Source organism: Sorangium sp. So ce726 (genome assembly GCF_051521405.1).
Lineage (GTDB): Bacteria > Myxococcota_A > Polyangia > Polyangiales > Polyangiaceae > Sorangium.
The window spans coordinates 9,011,345-9,034,914 of the sequence record NZ_CP150349.1 but is presented as its reverse complement, the minus strand read 5'-3'; the positions used below and the strand labels follow the sequence as shown (position 1 = coordinate 9,034,914).

Annotated in this window: 20 protein-coding genes; 11 read left to right on the top strand and 9 right to left on the bottom strand. The window is 71.5% G+C overall.

The annotated features are described in order from the left end of the window. Positions 1 to 46: 46 nt before the first annotated feature. Positions 47 to 541 carry a VOC family protein gene (locus WME79_RS33440; RefSeq protein ID WP_437523079.1) on the top strand — a complete coding sequence of 165 codons (495 nt, stop codon included), beginning with the start codon at positions 47 to 49 and terminating at the stop codon, positions 539 to 541. A 64-nt stretch (positions 542 to 605) separates the two neighbouring features. Here the strand turns inward: WME79_RS33440 and WME79_RS33435 are convergent, their stop codons facing one another. Then, positions 606 to 1,148: a response regulator gene (locus tag WME79_RS33435; RefSeq protein ID WP_437539992.1), complete on the bottom strand. Its 543-nt coding sequence runs from the start codon at positions 1,146 to 1,148 to the stop codon at positions 606 to 608. A gap of 1,192 nt (positions 1,149 to 2,340) precedes the next feature. Between WME79_RS33435 and WME79_RS33430 the strand changes: the two genes are divergently transcribed. The 3 genes from WME79_RS33430 (at position 2,341) to WME79_RS33420 (ending at position 4,427) form a co-directional block, all read left to right on the top strand. Continuing rightward, positions 2,341 to 3,264, top strand: coding sequence for an undecaprenyl-diphosphate phosphatase (locus WME79_RS33430; protein WP_437523077.1), 924 nt, complete (start codon positions 2,341 to 2,343; stop codon positions 3,262 to 3,264). A gap of 446 nt (positions 3,265 to 3,710) precedes the next feature. Further along, the gene (locus WME79_RS33425; protein WP_437523075.1) at positions 3,711 to 4,133 is read left to right on the top strand and encodes an RNA recognition motif domain-containing protein; all 423 of its coding nucleotides are present in this window, start codon (positions 3,711 to 3,713) and stop codon (positions 4,131 to 4,133) included. 108 nt (positions 4,134 to 4,241) lie between these two features. After that, a complete protein-coding gene (locus WME79_RS33420; RefSeq protein ID WP_437523073.1) occupies positions 4,242 to 4,427 on the top strand; it encodes a hypothetical protein in 186 nt (61 codons plus the stop codon). Between the two features lie 82 nt (positions 4,428 to 4,509). Here the strand turns inward: WME79_RS33420 and WME79_RS33415 are convergent, their stop codons facing one another. Beyond that, positions 4,510 to 4,866, bottom strand: a complete 357-nt coding sequence (locus tag WME79_RS33415; RefSeq protein WP_437523071.1) for a hypothetical protein — start codon at positions 4,864 to 4,866, stop codon at positions 4,510 to 4,512. Positions 4,867 to 5,663: 797 nt separating this feature from the next. On the opposite strand from WME79_RS33415, the gene WME79_RS33410 reads away from it, so the two are divergent. From WME79_RS33410 to WME79_RS33395, 4 genes are all read left to right on the top strand, one after another. Then, on the top strand, positions 5,664 to 6,737 hold the full coding sequence (locus WME79_RS33410) for a DUF72 domain-containing protein (protein ID WP_437523069.1): 1,074 nt from the start codon (positions 5,664 to 5,666) through the stop codon (positions 6,735 to 6,737). Positions 6,738 to 6,903: 166 nt separating this feature from the next. Next, entirely contained in the window at positions 6,904 to 10,083 is a 3,180-nt protein-coding gene (locus WME79_RS33405) for a hypothetical protein (protein WP_437523067.1), read from the top strand. Between the two features lie 68 nt (positions 10,084 to 10,151). Continuing rightward, positions 10,152 to 11,255: a deoxyhypusine synthase family protein gene (locus tag WME79_RS33400; protein ID WP_437523066.1), complete on the top strand. Its 1,104-nt coding sequence runs from the start codon at positions 10,152 to 10,154 to the stop codon at positions 11,253 to 11,255. A 25-nt stretch (positions 11,256 to 11,280) separates the two neighbouring features. Further along, positions 11,281 to 11,883: a hypothetical protein gene (locus WME79_RS33395; RefSeq protein ID WP_437523064.1), complete on the top strand. Its 603-nt coding sequence runs from the start codon at positions 11,281 to 11,283 to the stop codon at positions 11,881 to 11,883. Here WME79_RS33395 and WME79_RS33390 read toward each other — a convergent pair. From WME79_RS33390 to WME79_RS33375, 4 genes are read right to left on the bottom strand one after another with little or no spacing between them, the layout of a single operon-like run. Next, positions 11,867 to 13,027, bottom strand: coding sequence for a homogentisate 1,2-dioxygenase (locus WME79_RS33390; RefSeq protein WP_437523062.1), 1,161 nt, complete (start codon positions 13,025 to 13,027; stop codon positions 11,867 to 11,869). The two genes, WME79_RS33395 and WME79_RS33390, sit on opposite strands and share 17 nt — an antisense overlap. Continuing rightward, complete coding sequence (locus WME79_RS33385) at positions 13,027 to 14,178, bottom strand: 4-hydroxyphenylpyruvate dioxygenase family protein (protein WP_437523060.1); 1,152 nt, start codon at positions 14,176 to 14,178, stop codon at positions 13,027 to 13,029. The genes WME79_RS33390 and WME79_RS33385 overlap by 1 nt, the downstream gene beginning before the upstream one ends. Before the next feature lie 38 nt (positions 14,179 to 14,216). Next, entirely contained in the window at positions 14,217 to 14,882 is a 666-nt protein-coding gene (gene maiA, locus WME79_RS33380; RefSeq protein ID WP_437523058.1) for a maleylacetoacetate isomerase, read from the bottom strand. Further along, positions 14,879 to 15,856: a fumarylacetoacetate hydrolase family protein gene (locus WME79_RS33375; RefSeq protein ID WP_437523057.1), complete on the bottom strand. Its 978-nt coding sequence runs from the start codon at positions 15,854 to 15,856 to the stop codon at positions 14,879 to 14,881. Before WME79_RS33375 ends, maiA begins: the two co-directional genes overlap by 4 nt. A gap of 196 nt (positions 15,857 to 16,052) precedes the next feature. Here WME79_RS33375 and WME79_RS33370 point away from each other — a divergent pair, with 196 nt between their 5' ends. Continuing rightward, entirely contained in the window at positions 16,053 to 18,464 is a 2,412-nt protein-coding gene (locus tag WME79_RS33370) for a substrate-binding domain-containing protein (RefSeq protein WP_437523055.1), read from the top strand. Positions 18,465 to 18,512: 48 nt separating this feature from the next. On the opposite strand, the gene WME79_RS33365 is transcribed toward WME79_RS33370, so the two are convergent. From WME79_RS33365 to WME79_RS33355, 3 genes are all read right to left on the bottom strand, one after another. Continuing rightward, positions 18,513 to 18,866: a DUF1801 domain-containing protein gene (locus WME79_RS33365; protein ID WP_437523053.1), complete on the bottom strand. Its 354-nt coding sequence runs from the start codon at positions 18,864 to 18,866 to the stop codon at positions 18,513 to 18,515. A gap of 354 nt (positions 18,867 to 19,220) precedes the next feature. Further along, on the bottom strand, positions 19,221 to 20,003 hold the full coding sequence (locus tag WME79_RS33360; protein WP_437539991.1) for a dienelactone hydrolase family protein: 783 nt from the start codon (positions 20,001 to 20,003) through the stop codon (positions 19,221 to 19,223). Positions 20,004 to 20,128: 125 nt separating this feature from the next. Continuing rightward, positions 20,129 to 21,535 carry an NAD-dependent succinate-semialdehyde dehydrogenase gene (locus WME79_RS33355; RefSeq protein WP_437523052.1) on the bottom strand — a complete coding sequence of 469 codons (1,407 nt, stop codon included), beginning with the start codon at positions 21,533 to 21,535 and terminating at the stop codon, positions 20,129 to 20,131. A 268-nt stretch (positions 21,536 to 21,803) separates the two neighbouring features. Here WME79_RS33355 and WME79_RS33350 point away from each other — a divergent pair, with 268 nt between their 5' ends. Together WME79_RS33350 and WME79_RS33345 are read left to right on the top strand one after the other, a co-directional pair. Continuing rightward, positions 21,804 to 22,808, top strand: coding sequence for a hypothetical protein (locus tag WME79_RS33350; RefSeq protein WP_437523051.1), 1,005 nt, complete (start codon positions 21,804 to 21,806; stop codon positions 22,806 to 22,808). Beyond that, positions 22,805 to 23,554: a metallophosphoesterase family protein gene (locus WME79_RS33345; protein ID WP_437523049.1), complete on the top strand. Its 750-nt coding sequence runs from the start codon at positions 22,805 to 22,807 to the stop codon at positions 23,552 to 23,554. Before WME79_RS33350 ends, WME79_RS33345 begins: the two co-directional genes overlap by 4 nt. The last annotated feature ends 16 nt before the right edge of the window (positions 23,555 to 23,570 follow it).

Genomic DNA, 23,570 nt, shown 5'->3' with positions numbered 1-23,570 from the left:
CATGTTTTTACAATACCCGCTCCGGCCGCGTGGGCATCCTTCGCTCATGACCCAGCGACCGCACCCTATCGCCCCGCCCCCGTACCACGCCGTCGTGCCGCACCTTGTCGTCGCCGGCGCGCCTGACGCCATCGCGTTCTACAAGAAGGCGTTTGGCGCGACCGAGAAGCTGCGCCTCGCCGACCCGAAGCTCGGCGGCGCCATCGTCTGCGCCGAGCTCGTGATCGGCGACTCCGTCGTCAGCATCGCCGACGAGGCCCCCCAGTGGAACGCGCGCGGCCCGAAGACGCTCGGCGGCTCACCGATCGTCCTCACGCTGAACGTCGAGGACCCCGACGCGGTCGCCGCGCGCGCCGTCGAGGCGGGGGCCAAGATCATCTACCCGATCGCGGACCAGTTCTACGGCCGGCGAGAGGGCAGGGTCGAGGACCCGTTCGGGCACCAGTGGATCCTGTCGGCCGTCATCGAGGACGTCTCGGTCGATGAGATGCAGGTGCGCATGGCGAGGTGGTGGGAGGAGCAGGGCCCGAGCGGCGCCTGACCCGCGCCGCGCCGGCCGTGCCTCTCTGCGGCCGCGTCGGCCTCAGAGAGGCGCGGCCGCAGGCTCACCGGGCCCATCGCTTCCGGGCGCGGATCGCGGATGCGGCGGCCCTCGCCGGCTCCGGCTCGTGCGGCAGATCGTGCGGCGTGGCGCCGCACGTCACGCAGGCCTCCAGCTTCGTGGATCTCGGCGCGTGCGACGACTCCGGCGCCATCCCGGCGTCGGGCCAGCCGCACGACACGAGCTCGCTCCCGGCGTCCGTCGGCGTGAGCGAGTCCGCCATCGAGTGGACCGAGCGCTTCATCTCGGTGAGGCGCGCCAGCTGAAGGACGAGCGCCGTGAGCCGGGCCGGATTGAACGGCTTGAGCAGGACGTGGTGATACACGGCCTCCTTCGAGCGCGTGTACTCCTCGGCGCCGGTGATGAGGAGACAGCTCGTGTACACGGGCATGTTTGCCACCCTCCGGAGCAGCTCGTCCCCTTTCATCCCAGGCATCACCACGTCGGAGCAGACCAGGTGAAACTCCCTGGTTTCTAGCAACACGAGCGCCTGCTCCGCCGACGTACATTCCACGACGTCGACGTCCCCGGAGAGGACTGCAGAAATGGACTTCAGCGCCCTTTCGTCGTCGTCGACGACGAGGACGCAATACTTTCGTCGGGAAGACGAGATCGTGGCGTCCCTGTGCTGACCTTGCGAAGAGGTGCGATGGGCTCTTACGATCGATGACACGGTGCTGCCTCCCTGCGACGATCACGGGCCCGCATCTCCTGCCGCTGTGCCGCGGAAGTGCGCGAGCGCGCTTGCGTGGTGTCGATGGCCTGCACGGCGGCACCCCCCGGCGCCGACGGCCTCTTCTATCGAGGTGTACACGACGATGTTTGTTCGAGTCAACCGCGCAACATGCGCTCTCGACAGGCCAGCACGAAGATCTCGAGTTCCGTTCGACCTGATTGGATGGTGTTGTGGAGGCACTTGGGACGTCGAGGTGCAACGCGAACGGCCCAGTTCAGTGCGGCTGCGGGCGCGCGCCTCGGTTCACGGTCGCGATGCACGGCGGAAACAAATGCAATTTGTTCGAACCTTCACATGGCTATCGTGTGAGCTGCGGCACTCGCGGTGCCCTTCTTCTCTTCTTCGCACGGCCGGCACTTACGCGCTGATCGGGGCTTCCCTGTGTCTGTCGGGACTTCCCCTGTCCCAGCTGCCCTGTTCGTGTGGAGCTGGCGTTTTCGTGCTCTGCAGCTTGCGTCGGCCCGCGCGAGCTCGCCCGCGTCGGGCCGCGGGGCGAACTGCGGCGGCGATGGGCAGGTACCTCGATCATTACTGTTGAGTCCGCCGAGCGCTGGCTCGTAAGGCGGCTCCTGCTCGAAGCGGAAGAGGCCTGCGGCGATTACCGCTGTGCTGGCGCCCTCTCTGTGCCTTGGTCCAGGTGAGCGCCGACTACGACCCTTTCTTCCGCGTCCTCCACGCGCGGCCGCGAACACCGCGGCGGCGCGCGGCGCCGGGACGCGCGGGTCTTCGCGCTTTGCGCGGCCATATCCCGCGAGATCGTCCTGGCGAGGGTGACGCGCGCCTCGCGGGCGAGCGTGCCCCCGCTGGCGCGCCCTGCCGCCGACGCCGATCGCCCGTGTGGCTGGCGGCGCGGCGCTCGGAGGGCACTGCCTCCACGGGATCTCGCGCCGACGGCCGGCGCTCTCCATCGCGCCGCCGCGGCCGCGCCGCGATCCCGCCACGCAGCCCGATCCCGTGCGCGCTCTCGAGCACCTCTGGCCCGCGTGAGGGTAGACTCGGCGCAATGTTCTGGTTCGATGCCGTCCTGCTCGGGGTCCTCGAGGGCCTGACCGAGTTCCTTCCCGTCTCGTCCACCGGTCATCTCATCCTGCTCGGCGCGTGGCTCGGTCACCAGAGCGAGGCGGCGAAGACGCTCGATATCGTGATCCAGCTCGGCGCGGTGCTCGCCGTCGTCGTCTATTTCCGCGAGCGCCTCTCGACGACCGTGCGCGGCATGATCCGGCGGGATCCGGACAGCCTCCGCCTCGCGCTCGCCCTCGCGTTCGCGTTTCTCCCCGCCGCCGCGGTCGGCCTGCTCTTCCACAAGGCCATCAAGGCGTACCTGTTCGGCCCGGGGCCCGTCGCGGCCGCGCTGATCGTCGGCGGCTTCCTGATGATCGGCGTCGAGTCGGTCCGCCGCCGCCGGCCGGATCAGGGCGCTCCGCGCGTCGAGGACGTCACGCTCCAGCGCGCGCTCGCGATCGGCTTCGCGCAGTGCTTCTCGCTCTGGCCCGGCGCGTCGCGCTCGATGACCACCATCGTCGGCGGGCAGCTCTCGGGCCTCAGCACCGCCGCGGCCGCCGAGTTCTCGTTCCTCCTCGCCATCCCGACGCTCGGCGCCGCGACCGTCTTCGATCTCGTCAAGAACGGCCGCGCCTTGCTCGAGGCCCCCGGCGGGATCGTGGCGCTCGTGGTCGGGCTCGCCGTCTCGTTCGCCGTCGCCCTGCTCGTGATCGCGGTCTTCCTGCGTTACCTGAAGCGTTATGGCCTCGCGCCGTTCGGCTGGTACCGCGTCGCGCTTGGCGCCCTGGTCCTCTGGCTCTGGATCGCGAGCCGCTCCGCCCCCGCCGAGGCCGGCGCCGCCGCGGCCTCACCCGCGCCGCGGGGGGACGTGGCAGCCGCAGCGGACGGCCTCGCCCGTACCGGCGATCACCTGAGCCGCCCGTAGGCGTACAGCCAGCGGGCCGTCGTCTCGCCCCGGTAGGGCGCAAACCAAGGCTCGCCCGCCTTTGTCGAGGCCGGCGCCACGGCGGTCGGGCCCGCGGCGAGCGGCGATGATGGCGCGGCGAGGCGATCAGGGGCAACGTGGAGCTGGCGCGCCCGCGCGAGCGCGGACGCGCGGCGGCCTCCACCGCGGACGGCCTGCTTGCGAACGACGACGCATCGGGCTAGGATGCTCCTTCTCACGAACGTCCCTGGCCCTCGATACGACGCTTTCCCGCTTCCCTCGCGTGAGGGAGCCTGCAGCTCGCTCGGACGACTGGACGACGCACCGTGTGACCGCGCGGGAGTTCCGCGCGGCACGTCTCCGTTCGATCCGTTACGGCTTCGTCGGATGGCAGGCCGAGAGCGCCGCAGTGGCGCACCAGAAAGCCGTAAAAAAAGCAGGATGGCATGGGAAATCGTCTCTACGTAGGAAACCTTTCGTTCAGCACCACCCGCGAGACCCTCGAGTCCGCGTTCGCCGCAGCCGGCGAGGTTCGTGAGATCGCGATGCCGACCGACCGCGAGACGGGGCAGCCGCGTGGCTTCGCGTTCGTGACCATGGGCTCGGCCCAGGCCGCGAACAGCGCGATCTCGCAGCTGAACGGCGCGGTCCTCGATGGCCGCGCGCTCAAGGTCAATGAAGCGCAGGAGCGCCCGGCGCGCGGCTTCGGCGGCGGTGGTGGTGGCTTCGGCGGCGGCGGCGGCGGTGGTGGCTTCGGAGGCGGCGGTGGCGGCTTCGGCGGCGGCGGCTACGGCGGCGGCGGCGGTGGTGGTGGCCGTGGCGGTCGCGGCGGCTCCGGCGGCCGCGGCGGTCGCGGCGACCGGTACTGATCGCGGGCGCGGCGCGGCGCCGCTCGTGCGCCGCGCCTGCGCCTTCAGGACGCACCGCGAGGTGCTGAAGAACGCGCCGCCCGGAGGCGCTGAAAGGCCTGGCTCCCTATGCAGCAGAAACAGGCAGCAATGAAGCGGCAAAAAGAACGCGCCCGGCAGGAAAAGCAGCGCGAGAAAGACGCGAACCGTCTCGCGCGCCGCAAGGAAAAGGGCCTCGGTGATGGCGGGACACCGGGGGAGGATCCGGACATCGCAGGGATCGTTCCGGGGCCACAGCCTCCCATCGCCGAGTGAAACGCGGAGCGCGAGCCGAGGCGCGGACAGCGCCCCGGCCGCCGCTCGCGACGCACGCCGTCCCGGGCGATAAGCGCTCGCCCTACGCTTCGGGGCTACGGTACGTGGCCGTGGCGACGTAGCGGAGGACCCGGGAGCAGCACTCGCCACCACAGCTCCCTCGACAGGCGCATTCCCCCTCGAACCGCGCCGCGCGCGATGCAAGGCCGTTCAGGATCGCCTGCGTGACGTCGTAGCCGCCGTTGTCACAGGAAGAGTACGAGCACGGCATTTCGAACAGCGCATGCGCGTGCTCGACAACGACGCGGCGGATGTACTGCGTCTCGTTCGTGGGCGAATTGGGCCGGGTCTCGCGAATTTCCAGGTTCAAGCTCGTGAGCTCCGGCACCTTCTGAAGGAGCTTGCCGGCCGCCAGCTCCCGCTTCTCGCGGAGGAGCATGCGTTCCTCTCGCTCGATATTCCGGCGACGATTCGCTGAATACATCGATCACCTCTGTCCTGCCGCGGAGGAATATATCAATCCCCTCTAGCCCCTGTTCAGTATAGCGCAGGCGACCGGCCGGCGCATGCACAATCTGGGCTCTCCACGCAGTCGGCGCTCTGCATTCGCGGCCTCATCCACGGCGAAAGAGCGTGACGGAAGACCGCCTGGATCAGGAACGACATCCGTTACATCCGTTACATTCGTTGCAGCGGTCACCTCGGTCACGTCGATCACGTCGGTCACGTCGGTCACGTCGGTCACGTCGATTGCCCGTGACGACCAGGGCGCTCGCAGGACGCGTGAACATCGCCCGGTGTCGAGGGGAATGTACCGATCTTGACGAGCGAGCACGGGCTGGTGCGCACGACAGGAGTGCGGTGTTCCAAAGCGACGTCGCTCGGGCACCGTTGAGTGGCCAGAGAGCGCTTCCGTTGCCGGAGGACGGCCTTGTGGTGTGCCTGAAGACTTACACGGAGCAGCCGTGCATGCCCCGCTACGGCAACGGGGGCGTGACGTGAACTGAACCCGGTCACAACAGCTGGCCGGCTGCAGGTCGCCCGAAAGGCGCTCGCCGAGCGGATCGCGCGGCCGGTCTGGCAATCCGGGCGCTCGTCGCGTGGAGCGTGGCGAGCGAGCGGGAGCGTATGCGCACGGCTGGAGAGAGGACCTTCGTGAGATGCAATGAGCACCTGTCGCCGTATCTCAGGGCGAGCGGTTCCATCACCGCAAAGAGGCCTTAGGTTGCTCCCGACATGCACGAAGAAGCCCTGCGCGACCCGCCGCGGTCGCCTTCACAGGAGGCTCTTCACCAGGAGGAGCAGCGGCTCGCGCGCGCCGCAGCCCTCGCGGCGTGCGCGCCTGTGCCCGCCCGCATCGACAACGTCCTCACCGGGACCGCCGGGTGGACGGACCCGACCCTGGTGAAGAGCCATAGATTCTACCCGAAGGGCGTGTCGAGCCCGGCACAACGGCTGAAGTTCTACGCGTCCCAGTTCCCCGTGGTCGAGGTCAACTCGAGCTATTACGCCCTCCCGGGTCCGGGGATGGTCGCGCAGTGGGTCGAGCGGACTCCGCCTGATTTCGTGTTCAACATGAAGGCGTTCGCGCCGCTCACCCAGCACCCCGTGGAGCCCGCCCGCCTTCCCCCGGACGTCCAGGGCGCGCTGCCAGCCTCGCTCTTCGACCGGCGGCGCCTCTACCCGGCAGACCTGCCGGCCGAGGTCAGAGACGCGCTCTGGGAGCGCTTCCGGCTGGCGCTCGATCCGCTGCGCCAGGCGGGCAAGCTAGGGTACGTGCTCTTCCAGTTCCCTCCGTGGTTCACGGCGACGCGCGGCAACGTGCGTGTCATCGAGGATTGCCGCAGACGCATGGACGGGCTCCCGTTTGCCGTCGAGCTCCGGCACGGGTCATGGGGCATGCCCGGACGCATCGAGCGCGTCGTGGACCTCCTCCGAGATCTCGGCGCATTCTACGTCATCGTCGACGAGCCGCAGGGCAAGGAGAACAGCATGCCTCCCACCGCCCTCGTCGCCGATCCTCGCCTCGCTGTGGTGCGCTTCCACGGCCGGCGCGAGGAGACCTGGGACGCGCCCGTCGGCGTGAACGAGAAGTTCAGGTACGTTTACGATCCTGTGGAGCTCGCTCCCTGGGCGGAGACCGTCGCGCGGCTCTCCCAGGAGGCAGAGCAGGTCCATGCGATCTTCAACAACTGCGTGTCCGACCATGCCGTGGTCGGCGCCAGGGGGCTCATGGCTCTCCTCGCCCACAGGGCGGCTGCGCTGGCAGACGAGACCGCGCCGGTCCCCGAGGTCTCGGCCGTCCACTGAGCCTTGCTGTCGTGGTCGCTGCGTCCCTGTCGCGGTCGCTGCCTCTGTGTACCGCCGCTGCCTCCGTGTACCGCCATGGACACCGCACCTCTGGCGGGCGCAGGGCGGCGCCTGCGGCCCGTCACGGCGCCGCGGCGACCAGCGAATCACGGTAGGCTCAACCCCGATGATGCAGTCCAGAGCGGCGGGCGCTCCCCGCCTCGCAGCGGCACCGCGCCGGTCGCGGCGCGCGGCCGCGCTCCTCGCTGCGCTCGCGCTCGCCCGCTGCGGCGGCGTGCCGCCCCGAGCCGCACCGCAAGAGCGCGGCGCGCCCGCGGCGGCGCTCCCCCCGCCGCCCGCGCCCGTGCCCGCCCGCTGGGTCGACGCGAGCGGCGCGACCACGATCGGGCCGCGGGTCGCCGGCGGCACGATCGCGCTGGTCGGCGGTCAGCGCGTCCTCGTCGGGGCCGACGGCGCGGCACGGCCGGAGACCGCGGCGTGCCCCGAGCCCCTGATCGAGCTTGTGCTGGTTCCGTCCGCAACCGGCCCGCGGCTCGTCGGGCGCGGAGTCCACGGTGTCTACCGGTTCGATGACCCGCTCGGCGCGCCCGCGGTCCTCGCCCGGTCGGAGACGGACCTCCAGCACATCGGAAGCGGGCCTGCCGTCGTCGCCGTCTGGGACGTCATCGCAGACTCCCCGATCTTCCTCGACATCGAGACGGGACAGCCGCGCGCCCTGCCGGGCTTGCCCGCTCTGCCGCTGCGCGCCCTCGCGTTCCGCGACGCGCGGCACGGCGCCGGGCTCTTCGAGGCGGCAGGGCTCGCGGTCACGGCCGACGGCGGCGCGTCGTGGCGCCCCGTCACGCCGTCGCCAGGTGGCGACGGCGAGGACGCCGACCCCGCCGCGCTGCTCCGCGTCGCCGACGTCCGTCTGCGCGACGGCGAGCTGATCGCCGTGACGCAGGGCAGGGCCTCGTCGTCCGGGCGGCGCGAGGCGCGGATCCTGGTTGCCGAGGCGCGGCTCGGGCCCGCCGTCGAGGCGCCCGAGCCCGGCCCAGGCGCGCCGCTGCTCCGCTGGATCCGCGCGACGGGGCGCCACCCGCTCGAGGCGGCGATCTCGAGCGGCGCGGCGTGGACGTCCACCGCGATCACGGCGAGCCACGGCGTCCTCGCCCGCGTGGATCTCGCCACCGGCGCGCTCCAAGAGGTCGCCCCCTTCGGCCGCGGCGACTGGCTGAACGTCTGCGGCGTCGGCCGCGCGGGGCGAGCGGCGTGGGTGGCCTGCGCGCTCGGCGAAGGCGGGCCGGACGGCCGCCACGATCCGTTCGGCGTGCTCCAGATCAAGCCCGACCGCCCGCTCGGCAGCGAGCCCCCCGTCCTCGTGCGGAGCGGCGAGGCGGAGCTCCGCGTGTCCCCGAGCGGCGGCGCCCTGCTGCTCGCGCCGTGCGACGCGGACGACGAGGGCAGCGTGTGCGTGCGACAGCCGAGCGGCCGGTGGAGCACGCTCCGCCCGGGCACGGACGTCCGCTGGCGCGGCGCCGGCGCGCTCGCCGACGGCCGGATCGCGATCCTGCGCGGGCTCTGGGACAGCGACGTCGCGCCCCGCGACGAGCCCGCGCCGCGCGGCGGCGACGGCCGCGAGGGCGCCGCGCCCGGCGCCCACGTCGCGGTGATCGACGCCGGCGGCAGGGAAGCTCCGCTGCTCCCGCTCGGCTGGCTGCGCGGCGGGGGCGACGACGTCAACGTGGTCAGCCCCATCGAGGAGGGGCAGGACGGCGCGCTGTCGTTCGTGGTGGCCGACGAGGCCGGAGACCTCACCGCCGTCGTCCTTTCCCCGGGCGGCGAGGCCTCGCGGGCTCGCCTCGCCGGCGCCGCGCACGCCGTGGTCCACGCTGGCCGCGGGATCGCCGTCGGGGAAGGGAAGGTGCTCGCGTCGGATGACGCCGGCCGCACGTGGTCGCCCATCGAGGTCCCACCCCAGGCCGCAGAGGAGATCGCCCAGAGTGGCGACCTGCTCGCCGAGCCCGGGATGCTGGCCGTGAACGAGGTCGGCCTGAGGATCTCGACCCACCTCCGCGTCGGCTGGGGGCCGCCGCTGCCCGCGCAGGGAGCGGCGTCCGGCGGCCCTGCGCTCGGCGCCGCGCCGCTCCTGCCGCTCCGCCCGCCGCCGGCGCCGGCGTTGCCGGAGCGCGCGCTCGCCTGCACGACACAGCCGGGGCCGCCGCTCTCGCCGGCGGGCGTGCCGCCGCCGCGCAGCACCCAGGAGGCGCTCACGCTGCTCGCCCGCGACGCGAAGCCCGGACCGGACGGCCAGCGGCGCGTCTCGTCGGTGAGCGCCAGGCGCTGGGGCCAGCTCTCCACCGTCGCCGCGCTCGAGGTGCGCTCGCCCGACGGCGCTGCTGCCAAAGGCGCCGGCGCCGATCACCAGGCGCGCGGCGCCTCCGCTGCGCCGCGGGCGACCTGGACGCTGCGCTGGCTCGACCCGACCGAGCTCCAGGCCAGGGTCCGCTCGTGGACGGGCCCGGCGCCCGAGGGCGTCGGCCGGGACGCGATCCTCGCCCGGTTCGCGGCGTCCGGCGGCCGGATCCTGTTCGGGGTGCGCGCCTCGGGCCGCGACGTGCTGATCCAGGTGAGGCCGGGCCGCGGCGCCGAGGTCGCCGAGGTGCCGCAAGAGCTGATGCCCGAGGCGGAGGTCGCCTTCAGCGAGGCGCCGGATGGCCCCGTCGCGTGGCTCCGCGGCGCGTCGCTTGTCGCGTGGTCCTCCGGCGAGGCCCCGCGGTCGATCGCCTCGCTCGCGAACCTCGGCGAGCCCGCGCTGGGGCAGCCGACGAGCGCTGGCGTGCCGCTCTTGCTCAGCTTCCGCGGCCTGACGCTCGGCCGGACGGTGCCGATCCCGCTCGCGGCGACGACGGCGCAAGGAGCGACCGCGAAGGCCCCGCCGCTCCTGCCGCTCGACGGCTGGGAGATCGTCCCGAATGTCCGCACCGAGCTCACCCGCATGCCGGCGTGCGCCGCGCGCCCGCCCGGCGCGCGCTTCCTGCTCGATCGCGCGAGCGCGTTCGCGACGGTCGATGGCCACCGCGCGCCCGCGAGCACGGCTGTGTATGACGTCCGTGTGTCAGGTCGTGACGTTTGCGTGGCGAAGATCGCCGCGCTGATCGATCTGGAGCGGCGGACCGACGGCCAGCCCGGCGCGAGCCAGCTCGCGTTCGTTCGCGCCGATCTCGCAGCCCGGCGCGCCGAAGGCGGCGATCGCGGGATCGGCCAAGGCGCAGGGAAGCTCGGCGGAACGGAGGGCAGACCAGCGGGCAGACCGGCGGACAGACCGGCGCGCCGCCTCGCGTGCTCGCTGCCCGTCCGGCCCTGAGTTTGCCGCTCTCGCTGCGAGCTTCGCGCTCGACGGCTCACCCCCCGCGCGGGTATATGTCGCGCCCTATGTCCTCTCCGAAGCATCCTCGTTCCTCGCACCGCCAGCTCGGCGACGGCGTCGAAGACCAGCTCGTCCCGCTCGCCGCGCTCGACCCGCTGAAGATTGATTCGTTCGACGATCTGCTCCGCGCGATGAGCAGGACCGCGTTCAGCGGCCGCGCGCTCGGCGAGGCGTGCGACGTGCTCGAGGCGATGGTGCGCGACGAGGACTGCCTCGTCGTGGCGACGTTCTCCGGCGCGATGACGGTCGCCAAGATGGGCGTCGTCATCGTCCGGATGATCGAGGCCGGCATGATCGACTGCATCATCAGCACAGGGGCGCTCATGGCGCACGGGCTGAGCGAGGCGGTCGGCCTGACCCATTACAAGGCGAACCCGGGCATCTCCGACGAGACGTACTTCGAGAAGGGGTACAACCGCGTCTACGACACGCTCGAGATGGAGAAGAACCTCAACGCGATCGAGGTCTTCGTCCGGAAGGAGCTCGACAAGCTGGACCCCGGCTCTCCCTGGTCGAGCGAGATCATCTGCCGCCAGCTCGGCAAGGCGCTCGCGGACATGGGCGACTCGCCGGGCGTGCTCCGGAGCGCGTACCTCCGCGACGTACCCGTGTACGTGCCGGCCTTCACCGACAGCGAGATGGGCCTCGACGTGGCGACGTGGATGCTGCGCAAGGTGAAGGCGCAGCACGGCGACAAGCCCGGCTTCGACGTGTGGCGCGAGGCCGTGCCGCCGCCGTACAATCCGTTCCTCGACCTGCTGAGCTACGCCCGCCTGGTCCGCAAGAAGAAGCGCCTCGGCATCTTCACCATCGGCGGCGGCGTGCCGCGCAACTGGGCCCAGCAGGTCGCGCCGTTCTACGACATCGTCGGCGACCGCCTGGACATCGAGGTCGATCACCCGCGGTTCCAGTACGGCGTCCGCATCTGCCCCGAGCCCGTTCACTGGGGCGGCCTGTCCGGCTGCACCTACTCCGAGGGCGTGAGCTGGGGGAAGTTCACCCCGCCGCAGGAGGGCGGGCGCTTCGCCGAGGTGTACGCGGACGCCACGGTTGCGTGGCCGCTCCTCGTGCGCGCGCTGCTCGAGCGGCTCGGCAAGATGCCGAAATGAAATAAAGTAGGGGGAGGAGGTCATCGTGCTCGCCCCCAAGCGCCGCCCGCCGCGCACCCACTGGGTGCTCCTCTTCCTGGCCGCCGCCGGCGGCGCGCTCGTATCCGCCGGCTGCCCCTCGCCCGAGGAGCGCGCCTGCGACCGCATCTGCGACTGCTCCGGCTGCAGCGAGGCGAGGTACCTCGAGTGCGTCGACAAGGCGGAGATCGCGCGGGCGGCCGCGGTGAAGGCGAGCTGCACCGGCTCCTTCGACGACTACGTGACGTGCGTCGAGGACGAGCTCGAATGCAAGGACGAGAAGTACCTGTTCGACCGCTGCGACGACCAGCGAGAGAGCCTCCGTGGCTGCGGCGTCTCCCTCTTCCGCTCCCTCTGCGAGGACGCCAACGACACCTTCATGGCGTGCGGGCTGGGATTCCCGTTCTCGACCGACCCCGACGAATGCGTCGGGCAGATCCTGTGCAACGCCGGCTGCATCGTCGGCATGTCCTGCAACGGGCTGAACGGGATCGATTTCGAGGAGTCGCAGCGCTTCAACGAGTGCACGACCGCCTGCTTCAACAAGCCCCAGCCCCAGAACCCTGACGGAAGCCTCCCGTCGCCCGACCCCGCTAGGGGCTCGCGATGAAGCTGTCCTGGTAGCCCGGGTCCTCCACCGCGAGCGCGGCCGCGGTGGCCGAGAGCGGGCGGATCGTGTCGAGCATGACCGCGAGCTCGCTCGTCTCGCGGGCGCCGAGGCTCGCCTCGTACGCGCCGGGGTGCGGCCCGTGCGGGACGCCGGCCGGATGGTGCGAGATGCTGCCGGGGCCGACGCCGCGGCGCGAGGTGAAGTTGCCGCGGCAGTAGAACAGGAACTCGTCGCAATCGACCGACGAGTGGGGGTACGGGCAGGGGATCGCCTCCGGGTGGAAGTCGGTCGGGCGCGGCACGAAGCTGCAGACGAGGGCGCCGCGCGCGGCGAACGTCCCGTGCCAGTCGGGAGGCAGGTGGACGAGCCCGACGCGCGCCTGGAAGCGCTGGATCGGGAACGCGAACGGGTACACCGCCCCGTCCCAGCCGACGACATCGAGCGGCGAGCGCTCGAGGGCGAAGCCGTGGAAGGCGCCGCCGCGCTTCACGACGAGCGCGCGGATGCCCTCGTCGAGGGGGCCGACGAACGTGGGCCGCCGGAAATCGCGGTGCGAGTACGGCGCGTCCATCCGCAGCTGGCCGACCTCGTTGCGCCACTTGCGCGGGAGGTGGATGTCCGCAGCCTCGATCGAGAGCCACCGCTGGGGCACGGCGTCCGGGAGGAAGCGGTGGAAGAGCCCCTTCGGGATGACGACGTAGTCGTCCTGCTCGAAGCGGAGATCGCCGAGCATCGTGCGCAGGACGCCGCCCCCGTGGAAGATGAAGAACAGCTCGTCGGCGTCCGCGTTCGCGAAGTACACCGGATCGGCCGCGTCCGGCTGGACGAGCCCGATCACCACGTCGTCGTTGAAGAGCAGCGGCACGCGGCAGTCGATCGCGGGCCCGCCCCGCCGCGGCAGATCCTGGGACCGGTAGTGCCGCTTCGCCAGCGGGCGCGCCGGCGCGGCGACCGGCAGCGCGAAGCCGTGCGCGGCCTCCGCGATCCGGTGCTCATGCGGCCGGCGCTCGTGGTAGGCGATCGTGTACGGGCCGTCGAAGCCCGCCCGCGTGAGGCACTCCTCGTAGCGGAGATCCCCCGCCTCGCTCCGGAGGGCGGTGTGGTGCTTGGGCGGGACGATCCCGGCGATGACGCGATCGAGCATCAGCCGCGCCCCCCCACCTTCTGCTGCCGCTCGATGCTCTCGAACAGCGCCCGGAAATTGCCGGCGCCGAAGCCGCGGTCCCCCTTCCGCTGGATGAGCTCGAAGAAGAACGGCCCGGCCTCGGGATCGCGGTGCGTGCCCGACGACTCCTTCAGGAAGATCTGGAGGAGGTACGACCTCGCGCCGTCGCCGTCGACAAGCACCTCGAGCTCGCGCAGCTCCGCCACGTCCTCGTCGATCTGCCCGATGCCGAGCCGCTGCAGGCGCTCGGGCAGCATGTCGTAATAGGCGGCCGGGGTCGGCATGAACTCCACACCCCGCGCGCGCATCGCGCGCACGGCGGCGAGGATGTCCTCCACGGCGAGCGCCACGTGCTGCACGCCGTCGCCGCGGTGCTCCTCGTGGAAGACGTTGATCTGCGAGCTCTTGAAGTGCGGCCGGTAGGGCTCGTTGTTCGCGAACTTCACGCCCGAGGCCGGGTCCCACATCACGGCCGAGCGCAGGCCGGAGCCGTGGTCTGTGTCCTTCGCGACGTCGTTCGTGTGGAAGGCGATCTGCCAGAACGGCTCGAGCCCGAGCACGTGCTCCATCCAGAGCAGGGCGGGCGCCATCGTCTGGAAGTTCGAGGTGATGTGATCGAACCGGGCGATCCCGAAGCGGTTCGCGCCGCCGCGCGGCGCGTCGTAGGCCGCGCAGCCGGGGAACAGCGCGGGGTAGCCGCGCCGCTCCACGAAGCGGAAGGTGGTGTCGCCGAACGGCGTCGTGATCGAGAACGAGGCGAAGGTGCCGCCTGCCTCCGTCACCCGGTGGACCTCGTCGATCGGCGTGCCCCCGCGGCCGTCGAGCAACCGGAAGGCGCGGTCGATGTCCTCCACCTCGAAGATGACCGTGCCCACGCCGTCGGGGTGCTTGCGCAGGTAGCGCCACGCCCGCCCCCCCTCGCCGGCGGGCTGCGAGCAGACGACGACACACTCGCCGGCCTGGAAGACGACCGAGCGCTGCGCCGCCGCCGCCGTCAGCTCCGGCGAGCTCGCGGCGATCTCCGCGAAGTCGAGCCGCTCCGTGTAGAACCTGCGGCTCCGCTCCAGGTCGCGCACGTAGTAGTGCAGCGCCTCCACCCGCTTGATGCCGATCGACTCCACCTTGGCCATCCGGGTCCTCCGTCGCGAGGGGGTAACGCAGGGGCGAGCTAGGCGACCGCGTCGACCTGGCGGTCGGCGTGGGCGGCCTGGAACGCGGGCAGATCCATGCACGCGGCCTCGATGCGCGTGAGGGTCGAGAGCGGCGCGAGGTCGACCTCGTAGCGCCGCGCGTTGTAGAGCTGGGGCACGAGGAACACGTCCGCCACGGTGACCTGGTCGCCGACGCAGAACCGCCCGGAGACCTCGCTCGCCGCCGCCTGGAACGCGGCGAGGCCCGCGGCGATGAAGCGCCGGCCAAAGGCCTTCTCATCGCCGCCGAGCTCGTCCCTCACGTACTTCAGGGTGGCGGTGTTCTGCATCGGCTGCGTGCCGGAGTTGATCATCTCCACGAGCTGCCGCGCCTTGGCGCGCAGGTACGGATCTGCGGGCAGGAGCGGCGGCGCGGGGAAGAGGTCCTCGAGCAGCTCGATGATGGCCACCGACTGGGACACACGCCGGACGGCGCCGCCCTGCTCGAACTCGAGCAGGGGCACCTGCGCCATCGGGTTCTTGGCCCGGTAGTCGTCGCGGAGCTGCTCGCCGCCGTCCCGGAGGAGGTTCACCGGCCGGTACGCGTGCTCGATGCCCTTGTGGGCCAGGGCGATGCGCGCGCGCCAGCTGCACGAGCTGCGCCAGTAGCCGTAGAGCGCGAGCCCCTTCACCGCGGCGCTCATCTGGCGACCACCCGCTGCGCGATGCGCCCGAACAGGCTCTCTCCCGCGCGATTCAGCATCTCGATCATGATCGTGTCTCCTGGCTTCATGAACGGCGTCCTGGCCGCCCCGTCCGAGAGGATCTCGAGCATGCGCCGCTCGGCGAGGCAAGACACGCCGCGCGCCGCGTCCTCGTTGGAGACGGTGCCGCTGCCGAGGAGGGTCCCCGCCGTGAGGCTGCGCGTCCTCGCGATGTGCGCGATGAGATCGAAGAACGAGAAGTGCATCTCCGGGCCGGCCTCGGGATCGCCGATGAGCGCGCCGTTGTAGGTCGAGCGGAGCCGCAGGTGGACGCGCCCGTCGCGGAGCGAATCGCCGAGCTCGTCGGGCGTGATCGCGAACGGCGAGAACGCGGTGGCGGGCTTGGAGCAGAAGAACCCGAAGCCCTTCGCGAGCTCGGCGGGCACGAGATTGCGCAGCGTCACGTCGTTGGCCAGCAGGAAGAGGCGGATGTGCCGGTGGGCCTCTTCGCGGCGCGTGCCCTGCGGGGTGTCGCCGAGGACGACGCAGACCTCGGCCTCGAAATCGAGGCCCCAGGCCTCGTCGTGCAGGACGATGTCGTCGGTCGGGCCGAGGAGAACACCGGAGCCGCCCTGGTACACAAGCGGATCGGTCGTCAGCGTCTCGGGAGGCTCGGCGCCGCGCGCCTTGCGCACGAGCACGATGTGGTGGATGTACGCCGAGCCGTCGATCCACTCGTAGGCGCGCGGAAGCGGCGCAGCGAGCTCTTCCGCGACCAGCGGCGTCACGGCCGCTTCGCCGAACTCGACGTCGGCCGCGATGCGGCGGAGCGCGGGCTCGGCGCGCTCCCAGTCGTCCAGCGCGGCCTGGAGTGTGGGGAAGGCCTCGCCTACGGGCGTGTAGGCAAGGCCGTCACGGCGGACGACGACGAGCGTGCCATCGCGGCCGGGGCCGCGGAGAGAGGCGAGCTTCATGCGGGTGCGAGCTCCTCGTGGTCTTACGGTGGTCTCATCGTCTCTGCTTGACAAGCACGAGCCCGCTCACGCCTGCTACGAGCATGTGCTCGCATGCGTCCTGCGCATGCGAGCGACCGAGCGAGCGGCTGAACGGATCTGCATGACTACCGGACTGGACGTTTTCTCGACCCTCCACGACCTTGTGCGACGAGCCATGGAAGGCCTCCCCGGCGCGCGTCGCGGGAGCCTGCTGATTCGCAGCGGCCGGCGCCTCTCCTACAGAGCGATCGTCGGGCTCGACGGCCTCATGCCGGGCCAGGTGAACATGCCGTCCGACGGCGGGGCGCTCAGCGCGTCGGCTCCGTTCGGCCCCGTCGCGGCCCCCGACGCGGCGCACGGCCCGTGCCTCGTCCCCGCTGCCGCGTGGTACCGGGCGCACCTGCCCGAGCTCGCGGCAGCGCCTGGCTGGCCGCTCGACGGCGTCGACGTCCACGTCGTCCCGGTGCCCATGTTCGGCGCGCCGGGCGCCTACCTCGCCCTGGAGCAGCCGGACGCGGCGCCGCTCTCGGGCCCGCGCCGCGCGCTCGTGGAGTCGGTCGCGGCGAGCGCGGGCGCTGCGCTCGAGCGGCGCGGCCTCTTCGAGGAGAAGTCGCAGAGCGCCCAGGAGCTGCGCCTGCTGGAGGAGGTGCTGAGCTCCGTCGCCGAGTCGGTCGATCTCCTCGAGCTCATCGAGACGCTCGCGGACGGGATCCGGAGCGTGCAGACCGGCCCGCGCTGGAGCGCGATCGACCTCGCCATCCTGGAGGATGCTGGGGGCGAGGGGCGCGTCGCCGATGGGTGGCGCGGATCCCACGACGCGAGCGGCGTGCGAGGTCAGCCGATGATCCGCGTCTACAAGGCTCCTCGCCGGCCGCTGACGGCGTACTGGAACAACCTGCGGGACGGCGCGCTGGCGGCGGGGCGTGATCTGCGGGTCGGGGTCGAGTTCAGGAGCGTCATGTCCGCCGGCGCCGCGGCTCAGGAGGCGCTCCTCCAGGAAGGGATCCGCCGGCGGGTGGACGGGATCGCGATCGCGCCCATCGACCCCGTGGCGCTCGAGCCGGCCATCGACCGCGCGATGGAGGCGGGTATCCCGGTCATCACGATCGACACGCCGGCCGCCCCGGGCAGCCGGTCGTTGCTCTACGTCGGGACCGACAACCGGGCCGCGGGGAGGATCGCGGGCGAGGCGATGCTGCGGCTCATGCCGCAGGGAGGCGAGATCACCATCCAGGCGGAGTCCTTCGCCGTGCCGAACGCCCAGGGGCGCATCGAGGGGTTCCGCGAGGCGATCGCCGGCTCGTCGGTCCGCGTGGCCTCGCTCTCGGAGAACCAGTTCGACGCGGAGCGCGCGATGGCGCTCGCCGTCGACGCGGTGCGGTCGAACCCCGGCCTCGCCGGCGCCCTGGGTGTGTGCAGCGAGAACGGCCCCAGCCTGGGGCTTGCGTCGATGACGCTCGGGCGATCCGGCGATCTCAAGGTGGTCGCCTTCGATCTCGTCACCTCGACGGTCGCGATGCTCCAGGACGGCGTGATCCACGCGGCGATCGTGCAGCGCGAGTACGACATGGGGTACCGCGGCGTGCAGGCGCTCTACGAGATGGTCACGCGCGGCGTCCCGAAGGCCCTCGCGGATCTGCCGGCGTCGCGCTGCCTCGACACGGGGGTCGACCTCGTGACCCTCGAGCGCACGCCCTTCTCGAGCGCCCTCTCGGATCACCTCGCCTCGAGCTCCGCTCGCAGGATCGCGAACCGCAGGCTGGGCGCGTGGGGGCACGAGCGCGCGCTCGATTTCCTGGTGATCGGCATGTCCCAGCGCGAGAGCCTCGTCGACGACGAGCGCGCGCCCGTCGCGGACGACTCGCTGGTGGGCCGGGTGATGAGCTCGTGCTGCTCGCTCGTCATCGACACCGCGTCGAGCGAGTACCAGCACTTCGGCGACGTCGCCGAGGCGCGCCGGCGCGGCGCGCGCACGCTGGTCGGCGTGCCGCTGCTCTCCCGGGAGACTGTCCTCGGGGTCCTCGTCCTGGCCAGCCCGCAGCCCGGCGCGTGCTCGGCGACCGACCTGGCGCTCATCGAGCGCGTGGCCGCGGTGGCCGCCGTCGTGATCGAGAACGCGCGGCTCCTGTCGCGGATCAAGGAGCGGACGAGGGCGCTCGAGGCGCTGAGCAGCCGCCAGGAGGCGCTCCTCGAGACGATCGCCGCGATGTCGAGCCCGGTGGTGCCGATCGCGCGCGGCGTCCTCGTCATGCCGATCGTCGGCGCGCTGGACACGCACCGCTCCGGCCGCTTCATCGAGGCGATGCTGAACGAGATCTCCGAGCACCAGGCGCGCGTCGTGATCATCGACGTCACCGGCATGGCGGTGGTCGACGCGAGCGCGGCGAACCACCTCGCGCAGGCGGCGCGCGCCGCCGGGCTGCTCGGGGCCGAGGTGGTGCTCGTCGGGATCTCGCCCGAGGCGGCGCGGCTCATGGTGGAGCAGGGGCTCGATCTCGGGGCGATCGTCACCCGCTCCACGCTGGAGCTCGGGTTCTCGTACGCGCTCGGCAAGACGGGCGGGCGGGTCGTCCACGGGCGCCGCTGAGCCGCGGCGGAGCCCGCGGCCCTCGCGCCGCGGCGCTCCGCGCGATCATCACCGGTCCCGGTGGAGCGCGACGGCGGCCGCGACCAGCGCGGCGATCGCTGCGACGTCCACGTCCTTGGCAGAGCGGATATGGAGGTTCCTGGCCTGCTTGGCTTCGCCGGTGAGCAGGCCGTTCGGATCCGGCAGCTCGGCGCCGCGCTCGAAGCCGAGGGTCACGCCGAAGCGCTGCGGGGCGAGCCAGCAGATCTTGTGTTGGTCGCCGCTGCCCATTCGGAAGCTGATGAGCCGCCAGCCTGGATAGACGTGCTCGTGGACGTCGGGAATGATGCGGAGGAGCAGCTTGCGCACGCGCAAGGTCAGCTGTTGCGCTGCAGGGGGGTACTCGCTCAGCAGAGCGGCCACGGCCGGATCGTCCGACACAATGAATGACGGTAAGTCGACATTCACGAAGACGCAACCGGCTGTGCATCGTCGCGTGACGTTCCGGTTTGGGCGCTCTGTCCTCAGTTCTGGTTGAGTTCTGGCTCAGTTCTGGCTCAGTCCTGGTTCAGGCGCATGCGGTACCACGGTTACATGGGGTTTACATGCGGTCACGTCCGGTGATGTCAGGCACCAGCATCACAAAGCGTCACGACCGGCCAATCTCAGCTCAGGCCGCTTGGTGCATGCGAATCGATCGGTTCGCGGTGGCCGATTGACCAGCTAGCAGGATCCTGACCAGGTCGCCTGCCTTCCGTTGCCTTCCGTTGCGGGCGGTCAGGGGTGGAGTCGCTCGCGGAAGAAGGCGAGGACGCGCGAGAGCGCCTCGCGCGTCGGGTGGCCCTCGCGGTCGACCAGATCGCGCGTCAGGACCGAATGGGCGGCGCGCGGGATCCCATGGGGGTTGCCTGCGGACGAGTCGATCTCGATCCCCTCGAAGCCGTCGCCGAGCTCGGCGCGGAGCCGGTCGAACCGCTCCTTCGGGCACATCGGATCGTGGGTGAAGCGGAGCCCGAGCACCGGGGTGCCGGCGGCGACGCGCTCCTTGACGGCGCGGAGGCCGTCGTCGGAGAGGTGGAGCCCGGCGCGGCGCTCGCGCGAGAGCGGGAAGGGCAGCGACGGCTGGCTCAGCACGGGCGCCGCGATGGCGGGGTCGACCATCAGCGCCAGCGCGAAGTTGCCCGTCAGGCACATGCCGATCGCGCCGACGCCCTTGCCCCCGAGCTCCGCGTGGACGGCGCGGCAGAGCGCGCGCAGCCAGTCGGTGATCGGGCTCGCCTGCCTGGACGCGAGCACGTGGAACTCGCGGCTGACGCAGGCGCGGGCCAGCTGCTCGACGATGTAGAGGGGCGTGTCCGGCTTGCCGGGCGTCCCGAAGAGGTGCGGCACGAAGACGGTGAAGCCGGCGTCCGCCACGCGCTCGGCGAACGCCGCGACCGACGGGGTGATGCCCGGGATCTCGTGCATGACGACGACACCCGGGCCCGCGCCGCGGCGGTAGACCACCCGCGCCACGCCGTCGTGCGAGAACTGCGTTTCGGTGAAGCCGGGGAGCGACATGGTCGCCATCATCGCCCGTCGCAGGACGCCGGGGAAGCGGCGGCGGCCGGACGGCTGGCGAGCGCTCACTCAGCGATCGCTCGGTCGCTCGATCTCGCCGTCCTTCGGTCGCGCCGTTGCTCGGATTACTCGGATGCCGGCAAGCCCCTCGGCCGTTCGTCCTTGGCGATCCAGACGGTCTTGACGTTCACGAACTCGCGCAGGCCGTACGACGACAGCTCGCGGCCGTAGCCGGACATCTTGATGCCACCGAACGGCAGCCGGGGATCGGACACGACCATCCCGTTGACGAACACCTGGCCGGCATCGAGCTCGTTGATGAGGCGCTCTCGCTCATCGGCGTCGCGGGTCCAGGCGCTCGCGCCGAGGCCGAACCGGGTGGAGTTCGCCATCTGGATGGCCTCGTCGAGGTCGGTGGCGCGGAAGACCGCCGCGACCGGGCCGAAGAGCTCGTCGTCGGCGGCGGGGGAGGGGCGCTGGACGTCGGTGAGCACGGTCGGCGGGAAGTAGTTGCCCGGCCCCCTCAGCCGCTTGCCTCCGGTGAGGAGGAGCGCGCCCGCGGCCACCGACGCCCGCACCTGCTCCTCGAGCTCGGCGGCGATCTGCGGCGTCGCCAGCGGCCCGACGTCGACCGACGGATCCATCGGATCGCCGACCCGTAGGCGCCGCATGGTCGCGACGAAGCGCTGCTCGAACTCGGGCGCGATCGACTCGTGCACGATGAAGCGCTTCGCCGCGATGCAGGACTGGCCGTTGTTGATGATGCGCGCCCGGATCGCGGTCCCCACGGCGGCGTTGAGGTCGGCGCTCGGCATGACGATGAACGGATCGCTGCCGCCGAGCTCGAGCACCACCTTCTTGAGGTGCTTTCCGGCGTGGGCGCCGACGCTGCGCCCCGCGTTCTCGCTGCCGGTGAGCGTCGCGGCCGCGATGCGCGGGTCGGCGAGGAGGCGCGGCACGACGTCGGTCCCGGTGAGCAGCGCCTGGAAGACCCCTTCCGGGAAGCCGGCCCGGCGGAGGATGTCCTCGATCACGATCGCGCAGCGGGGGACGTTCGAGGCGTGCTTGAGGAGGCCGACGTTGCCGGCGACGAGCGCCGGCGCGGCGAAGCGGAAGACCTGCCAGAACGGGAAGTTCCACGGCATGATGGCGAGCACCACGCCGAGCGGGTGGAAGGCCACGTAGCTCTTGCCCGCGTCGGTGGCGACCTCTTCGGGGGCGAGCAGGCGCTCGGCGTTGTCGGCGTAGTAGCGGCACGCGGTCGCGCACTTCTGGGCCTCGGCGATGGCGGAGCCGATGGTCTTCCCCATCTCGAGCGTCATGAGCTGCCCGAGCTGCTCCTTCTCGCCGTCCAGGATGTCGGCTGCCCGGCGCAGCTTCTGGGCCCGCTCGGCGACCGGGGTCTGCCGGAAGCTGCGGAACGCGGCGTGCGCGCGCGCCACCTTCTGCTCCAGCGCCGCTGACGAGAGGGGTTCGAACGTCTCGATCGTCTCTCCGGTCGCTGGATTGATCGTCGCGATGGCGGTGTTCACGGATGTGCCTCCTCTTCGAGCGTCGGGGGCGGCGGCTCGTCGCCAGCCGGCTCGGGGCGCGCCGAGCGGTCCCGGCAGGCGAGCTTGAGCCAGACCCGCCACGTCGTGCAATGGTCAGCGAGGACGAGCCCGCTTCTCTTCCTTCGTTCGCGTCGTTCCGGCGTGGTCCACGTGGTGCACGTGGTGCACGTATGTTCCGCGCATGTTCCGGGCGCGTGAGGGTGGAGGGGGGTCGCCATCGCACGTCCTGTTCATTACGCAGAGGGGGATGGTCCGCAGCGGATCCCCTGTCGCAGGCGACGCGGAGCACGCGCTTTCAGCCCGGGCGACGCGGGCAGGCGAGCGCGCGGCGCTCGCTCCTCCGGCCTTCGACGACCCCGCCGGCCAGCTCTCCCGCGCGGGCGAGCTGGAGGTGAGGGTGAGGGCGATGGACGCCCTCCTCTGCGCCGGCGTGCCGTTCATGGTGGCGGGGGCGTATGCCTTCTTCGCGTACACGGGCATTTTCCGGGACACGAAGGATCTCGACGTGATGCTGGACGAGCGGGAGGTGCCGGCGGCGTTCAGGGCGCTTGAGCGGGCCGGCTTCGCGACGGAGCTCATCGATCCGCGGTGGATCGGGAAGGCCTACGCGGGCGATCGCTTCATCGATCTCATCTTCTCGTCGAGCAACGGCCTGGCCGTGGTGGATGGCGGCTGGTTCGAGCACGCGCGTCCGGCCACGATCCTGGGGCACTCTTGCCTGATCGCGCCGGTGGAGGAGATCATCTTCACGAAGGCGTTCGTGGACGAGCGGGAGCGGTACGACGGCGCCGACGTGAACCACCTCATCTACGCGTGTGGGGACGAGATGGACTGGGAGAGGCTCCTCGCCCGGTTCGGTCCCTACTGGGAGGTCCTGTTCGCGCACCTGACGCTGTACCGCTTCGTCTATCCGGGCGCGCGGAGCCGGGTGCCCGGGTGGCTCATCGACGAGCTCTGCCGGCGCACGCTGGAGCAGATGCGGGCCGGCGACGCGCCGCTCCGGGTCTGCCGGGGGAACCTGATCAGCAGGCGGCAGTACGCGCACGATTACGAGAAGCTCGGGCTCGTGGTGGGGCCCCCTGGGGCCGCGCCCGAGGCGGCACGGGGGGCGCTGTGCCGGAAGCGCCGGCGGTCTGCGGCGGGGCGGCCTCGCCTCGGCAAGGGGAAACCGGGCCGCGACGGGGCTCCGTGCGGCGCGGAGGGGCCGGGGGTGGAGGTCGAGGCGGCGCGGGTCCGCAAGCCGGGATCATGAGCACCACCGTCGCTGGAGGGAACGGGGAGCCGGGCAAGCGCCGCATCGCGGCGTCCTCGGATCTGCACTGCCGGCCGGAGCACGGCGCCCGGATGCGCGAGCTCGTGAAGGCGGTGAACGCGGAGGCGGAGCTGCTCGTGCTATGCGGCGATCTCACCGATCGCGGCCATCCCGAGGAGGCGAAGGTGCTGGCCGACGCGCTCGCCGGGCTGTCGATGCCGTGCGCTGCCGTGCTCGGCAACCACGATCTCGACCGGGGGGCAGGCGCCGAGATCGCGAAGCTCCTGGGCGACGCGGGCGTCGAGGTGCTCGACGGGGATCACCTGATCTTGCGCGACGACATCGGGGTTGCCGGCGTGAAGGGCTTCATGGGCGGGTTCGGGAGCGCGACGCTTCAGGCGTTCGGCGAGGGCCCGCTCAAGGCTTTCGTGCAGGAGGCCGTGACCGAGGCGCTGAAGCTCGAGGCGGCGCTGTCCCAGCTCGACAGCGAGAAGAAGATCGTGATCATGCATTACACGCCGATCCTCGAGACGACCGTCGGCGAAAACGTGGAGATAAGGCCGTTCCTTGGGACGAGCCGCCTTGCAGCGCCGATCGATCTGTACGGCGCCGACGTGGTCTTCCACGGCCACGCGCACCACGGGACGCTCGAGGGGCACATGTCGAACGGGACTCCGGTTTACAACGTGGCGATGCCGCTGCTCAGGAAGCTGACGGGGAAGTCGTTTCTGCTGTTCGAGGTGTAGCGGGCGAGCGCCGCTC

Coding starts and splice junctions, on each gene's coding strand:
- WME79_RS33440 (WP_437523079.1), top strand. CDS start 47: ATGACCCAGCGACCGCACCCTATCGCCCCGCCCCCGTACCACGCCGTC.
- WME79_RS33430 (WP_437523077.1), top strand. CDS start 2,341: ATGTTCTGGTTCGATGCCGTCCTGCTCGGGGTCCTCGAGGGCCTGACC.
- WME79_RS33425 (WP_437523075.1), top strand. CDS start 3,711: ATGGGAAATCGTCTCTACGTAGGAAACCTTTCGTTCAGCACCACCCGC.
- WME79_RS33420 (WP_437523073.1), top strand. CDS start 4,242: ATGCAGCAGAAACAGGCAGCAATGAAGCGGCAAAAAGAACGCGCCCGG.
- WME79_RS33415 (WP_437523071.1), bottom strand. CDS start 4,866: ATGCTCCTCCGCGAGAAGCGGGAGCTGGCGGCCGGCAAGCTCCTTCAG.
- WME79_RS33410 (WP_437523069.1), top strand. CDS start 5,664: ATGCACGAAGAAGCCCTGCGCGACCCGCCGCGGTCGCCTTCACAGGAG.
- WME79_RS33405 (WP_437523067.1), top strand. CDS start 6,904: ATGATGCAGTCCAGAGCGGCGGGCGCTCCCCGCCTCGCAGCGGCACCG.
- WME79_RS33400 (WP_437523066.1), top strand. CDS start 10,152: ATGTCCTCTCCGAAGCATCCTCGTTCCTCGCACCGCCAGCTCGGCGAC.
- WME79_RS33390 (WP_437523062.1), bottom strand. CDS start 13,027: ATGCTCGATCGCGTCATCGCCGGGATCGTCCCGCCCAAGCACCACACC.
- WME79_RS33385 (WP_437523060.1), bottom strand. CDS start 14,178: ATGGCCAAGGTGGAGTCGATCGGCATCAAGCGGGTGGAGGCGCTGCAC.
- maiA (WP_437523058.1), bottom strand. CDS start 14,882: ATGAGCGCCGCGGTGAAGGGGCTCGCGCTCTACGGCTACTGGCGCAGC.
- WME79_RS33375 (WP_437523057.1), bottom strand. CDS start 15,856: ATGAAGCTCGCCTCTCTCCGCGGCCCCGGCCGCGATGGCACGCTCGTC.
- WME79_RS33370 (WP_437523055.1), top strand. CDS start 16,053: ATGGAAGGCCTCCCCGGCGCGCGTCGCGGGAGCCTGCTGATTCGCAGC.
- WME79_RS33360 (WP_437539991.1), bottom strand. CDS start 20,003: ATGTCGCTCCCCGGCTTCACCGAAACGCAGTTCTCGCACGACGGCGTG.
- WME79_RS33350 (WP_437523051.1), top strand. CDS start 21,804: ATGGTCCGCAGCGGATCCCCTGTCGCAGGCGACGCGGAGCACGCGCTT.
- WME79_RS33345 (WP_437523049.1), top strand. CDS start 22,805: ATGAGCACCACCGTCGCTGGAGGGAACGGGGAGCCGGGCAAGCGCCGC.